4 protein-coding genes and 2 riboswitches are annotated in these 4,267 nt (G+C 37.4%); of the genes, 1 reads left to right on the forward strand and 3 read right to left on the reverse strand.

Annotated features, from left to right (window positions below; translation table 11 throughout):
* Nucleotides 1-404: 404 nt before the first annotated feature.
* The 3 genes from KM885_RS10435 to queF form a co-directional block, all read right to left on the reverse strand.
* On the reverse strand, nucleotides 405-947 hold the full coding sequence (locus KM885_RS10435) for a VUT family protein (RefSeq protein ID WP_216883932.1): 543 nt from the start codon (nucleotides 945-947) through the stop codon (nucleotides 405-407).
* Between the two features lies 1 nt (nucleotide 948).
* Nucleotides 949-1,608 carry a 7-cyano-7-deazaguanine synthase QueC gene (gene queC, locus KM885_RS10440; protein WP_216883933.1) on the reverse strand — a complete coding sequence of 220 codons (660 nt, stop codon included), beginning with the start codon at nucleotides 1,606-1,608 and terminating at the stop codon, nucleotides 949-951.
* A 45-nt stretch (nucleotides 1,609-1,653) separates the two neighbouring features.
* Nucleotides 1,654-1,696: riboswitch (PreQ1 riboswitch) on the reverse strand.
* Between the two features lies 1 nt (nucleotide 1,697).
* Nucleotides 1,698-2,198, reverse strand: a complete 501-nt coding sequence (queF, locus tag KM885_RS10445) for a preQ(1) synthase (protein WP_047185086.1) — start codon at nucleotides 2,196-2,198, stop codon at nucleotides 1,698-1,700.
* A gap of 105 nt (nucleotides 2,199-2,303) precedes the next feature.
* Nucleotides 2,304-2,350: riboswitch (PreQ1 riboswitch) on the reverse strand.
* A 244-nt stretch (nucleotides 2,351-2,594) separates the two neighbouring features.
* Between queF and KM885_RS10450 the strand changes: the two genes are divergently transcribed.
* Nucleotides 2,595-3,965: an FAD-binding oxidoreductase gene (locus tag KM885_RS10450; RefSeq protein ID WP_047185085.1), complete on the forward strand. Its 1,371-nt coding sequence runs from the start codon at nucleotides 2,595-2,597 to the stop codon at nucleotides 3,963-3,965.
* Nucleotides 3,966-4,267 lie beyond the last annotated feature (302 nt).

The following is a 4,267-nucleotide window of genomic DNA, read 5'->3' on the forward strand; positions in this document are numbered from 1 at the left end:
ATTAAACTGGATTTCGGGCACTCATGGTTGTTATGAGTGACCCTTTGATGCGTTTAAACCGAATTTCGGGCACTCATCGTCGCTATGAGTGACCTTTTGTTGCGTTTGAACCAGATTTCGGGCACTCATGGTTGTTATGAGTAACCCTTTGATGCGTTTAAACCAAATTTCGGGCACTCATCGTCGCTATGAGTGACCTTTTGTTGCGTTTGAATCGGATTTTGGTCACTCATTGAGATAGTAATTGTTTTTCGAATGCCGAAAAAAACAGATTCTTCCCCATAAAAAAAGCATACCAATCTCCTTGAATTTGGTATGCTATATTTTCAATCTGTCTACTTTTAGGGGAGCATATCTAGCTAATTAACAATTTGTTATAATACTACTCAAACTTCACTTGAACTTTATCTCACCGTAACACGTCTTGCTCTCACCACATACACTTGATTTAGAACAAGTGCGCCAATTAACTGGATAACTGTTTTTGCAATAACCTGCCCTAAAATCGCCGCTGGCACAGCCTCCCAAGGGATAAATCCTGCACCGATTGGACTTAATCCAACGATAACGAAAACAACGGAATCTAGTAATCCACCAACAATTCCGCTATAAAACACACGCCATGCAATTGGTAGTTTTAATCTAGTATAAATCTCTGTATCAGCTGTTTCAGAAATAATAAAGGAAAGTGCGGATGCTGCGACAATCATTAGGGTGTCGCCAAGGAAAGAGGACACCGCACCGGATAAGATTAATGCTGTCAAAATAAATAAATAGGTCTTTTTTCTTCCGTACTTGTTTTGCACTAAGTCACGAAATATAAAGGTCGCACCTATTAAAAACGTTCCCATTGGAATGATAAAAATACCAATCTCGAGGGGCATGATTGCCGCGGTTATCACGTTTGCCGAGACAATGGAAATTAAATATAAAAATACTCGTAACATATTATTTCTCCCCCCTGGTCAGTAAGTATTGCTCTAAACCATGATTACGAAGCTTACAAGCCGGACACTCTCCACAACCATCAGCCTTTATTCCGTTATAACAAGTCAAGGTCTTTTCTCGAATTAAATCCATTACACCTAAATCATCAGAAAGCTTCCAAACTTCTCTTTTATCCAACCACATTAAGGGAGTATGGATAACAAAACCCTCATCCATTGCTAGATTAAGTGTCACATTTAATGATTTGATAAAACTATCTCGGCAATCTGGATAGCCACTAAAATCTGTTTCACTAACTCCTGTCACGAGATGCTTTGCACCAACTTGCTTTGCTAATACACCAGCGAAGGATAGAAAAAGTAAATTTCTCCCTGGAACAAAAGTGTTTGGAAGCTTAGTTCCATCGCCATCGGCTATCTCCATATCGTTCCGTGTTAAAGCGTTGGGTGCTAGTTGATGTAGAAGCGACATATCTAAAATATGGTGTTTGACACCGAGATCTTCTGCAATCTCTTTTGCACATTCGATTTCTAATTGATGTCGTTGGCCATAATCAAATGTAACCGTTTCGACCTCTCTAAATTGTTCTTTCGCCCAGAATAAACAGGTCGTACTGTCCTGCCCTCCGCTAAAAACAACAATGGCTTTATCTTTTTCCATGTAAAAACTCCTTTTCAAAAAGAAAAAACAACACTAAGATAGGCTGTTTTCTTAGTTTTTTATAGAGGGTAGCTAGAACCTCTACCTATTTAACGATTATCTATATTTTCCGGATTAAGATCATGATTCATCAAGCGATGCATAGCCATTTCTTCATACTTTGTCCCTGGTTTTCCATAATTACACCAAGGGTCAATGGAAATACCACCACGGGGAGTGAATTTACCCCAAACTTCGATATAACGTGGATCAAGCAATTCAATTAGATCATTCATAATGATATTCACACAATCCTCATGAAAATCTCCATGGTTTCTGAAACTAAATAAATATAATTTCAATGATTTACTTTCTACAATCTTCTGATCCGGTATGTACGAAATATACATCGTCGCAAAATCAGGCTGCCCTGTAATCGGACATAAACTAGTAAACTCTGGACAATTAAATTTTACAAAATAATCCCGATTAGAATGGATGTTATTTACGGATTCTAATACTTCAGGTGTATAGTCCGTTGCGTAATTCGTCTCCTTATTACCAAGTAGAGTTAAATCCTTCAAACCTTGTTTCTCGCTTCTTCCAGACATAAAAAAACCTCCCTGTAATGTTTCCGAACACTACGGAGAGGTCATAGCAAACTATGATTCTAACAAAAAAGCCACATCCAATTATGGACATGGCGAATTGTCATTGTATCCATAGTTTTTTATAGAGGGTTTCAGCTATGAACCTCTTCCGATCAGTTGTTCAATTCTTACTTATCATAACCTTAGAAGGGAGATTATGTCAATATGGTTTATTTGTTCGGTTGCTTTTTCGGTCATGATGAAACCAAGGGGAGCTCACTTTAAATTCGCATCAGGGGTTATTGAATTAGTCGAAAAAACATTATAATATGAATAATATCAATTTATATAAATATTATTATAAATTAAATAAATTGAAAAATGGTGTAAAACTTACAAGGTGAGAGGGGCAGCAAAATGGAAACCGTACTAAATGCTTTAAAAAGAAAACTATCTGACGAGCAAATTACGACGAATCAAACGGTAAGAGAATTACATAGCAGGGATGAAACATATCATCAAACAAGTCTTCCAGATGTGGTGGTATATCCAAAATCGACAAAGGATGTAAGCCATATTATGGAGGTTGCACAAGAGTTTAAGATTCCAATAACACCATTTGGAGTTGGGACCAGTTTAGAAGGACATGTTATTCCATATCAACATGGCATCTCCATTGATTTTTCTTTGATGAATAAAATTATTGAAATAAAGGAAAGTGACTTACTTGTCACGGTTCAGCCTGGTGTGACTAGAGAACAATTGAATAAAGAACTCAAAAAGTATGGGTTATTCTTCTCGGTCGATCCAGGTGCAAATGCAACTATCGGAGGAATGGCGGCTACGAATGCTAGTGGAACTACGACAGTAAAGTATGGGGTGATGCGCGATCAGGTGCGTGATATCGAAGTGGTTCTTGCCGATGGAAGTGTGATACATACAGGGAGTTTAGCGGCAAAATCTGCATCGGGTTATCATTTAAATGGATTATTTGTTGGTTCAGAGGGAACGCTTGGCTGTTTCACGGAGATAACATTACAAGTATATGGCATTCCAGAACATATGGTTGCTGCTCGTGCAACATTCCCAAGTTTCACTCATGCAATTGATGCTGTTACTTCGATTATCCATGCAGGGGTACCGATTGCACGAGTGGAATTTGTGGATGAGGCTTCAATGATTCAAATTAATAAATTTAGTGAAACAGATTATCCAGTAGAACCAACCCTTTTCTTGGAATTCCATGGTAATGAAGCCGGTTTACAAGCGGATGTTGATTTCACTAAGGAAATCATGAAGGATAATAAGTGTCAGGAATTTATTTTTGAAACCGATACTGCAGCACGTAATCATTTATGGCATGCCCGCCATAATCTAGCCTATGCCTATGTCCATGATTATGTTGGCAAGAAGATGATGCTTACGGATGTTGCCGTTCCCATATCCGAGTTAGCAAATGCGGTAACTTTTGCCAGGAAGGAGTTAGATAAATTAGGAATTCCGGGTGGACTCGTAGGTCACGTCGGGGATGGCAACTTTCATTCATTGATTATGATTGATATGGCAAATACGGAAGAAGTACAAAAAGCGAAAGAATTTAATGAAAAGATTGTGCTTTATGCACTACAGCGTGGTGGAACATGTACTGGAGAGCATGGTGTAGGCGTTGGAAAAAAACAATACCAGCAGCTGGAGCATGGAACAGCACTCGGAGTAATGAAACAAATTAAAAAGGTACTAGATCCAAATAACATTTTAAATCCTAATAAAATTATAGATATAGAATAGGGGGCAACAAGATAAATTGAGTTTGTCTAATAGGATACTTACTATACGGTAGCTGAAGTTTCATTCATAATCACTAGCGTTGCATAAAAAATAATTATAGAAGTCAACCATTTAATTTGTGTCTTTGATTTGAATGTTGAAATTTTCTGATATATATTATATTTAATTTATGAAAAAAAGATAACAGGGATCTAAAGGTAGTCCTTCATCCATTTTTTGAATATTATATAATATTTTTAAATAATCGGGTCATAGGTTAAATCGTCTAAGAGCAAAACATCTCCTAATTCGTATTGTGCAAC

Origin of the sequence: Oceanobacillus caeni, assembly GCF_019037185.1 — a bacterium.
Classification (GTDB): Bacteria; Bacillota; Bacilli; order Bacillales; family Amphibacillaceae; genus Oceanobacillus; species Oceanobacillus caeni.

Bases quoted from the DNA above. Each gene is read 5' to 3' on its own strand.
- KM885_RS10435 (WP_216883932.1), bottom strand. From the start codon at position 947: ATGTTACGAGTATTTTTATATTTAATTTCCATTGTCTCGGCAAACGTG.
- queF (WP_047185086.1), bottom strand. From the start codon at position 2,198: ATGTCTGGAAGAAGCGAGAAACAAGGTTTGAAGGATTTAACTCTACTT.
- KM885_RS10450 (WP_047185085.1), top strand. From the start codon at position 2,595: ATGGAAACCGTACTAAATGCTTTAAAAAGAAAACTATCTGACGAGCAA.
- queC (WP_216883933.1), bottom strand. From the start codon at position 1,608: ATGGAAAAAGATAAAGCCATTGTTGTTTTTAGCGGAGGGCAGGACAGT.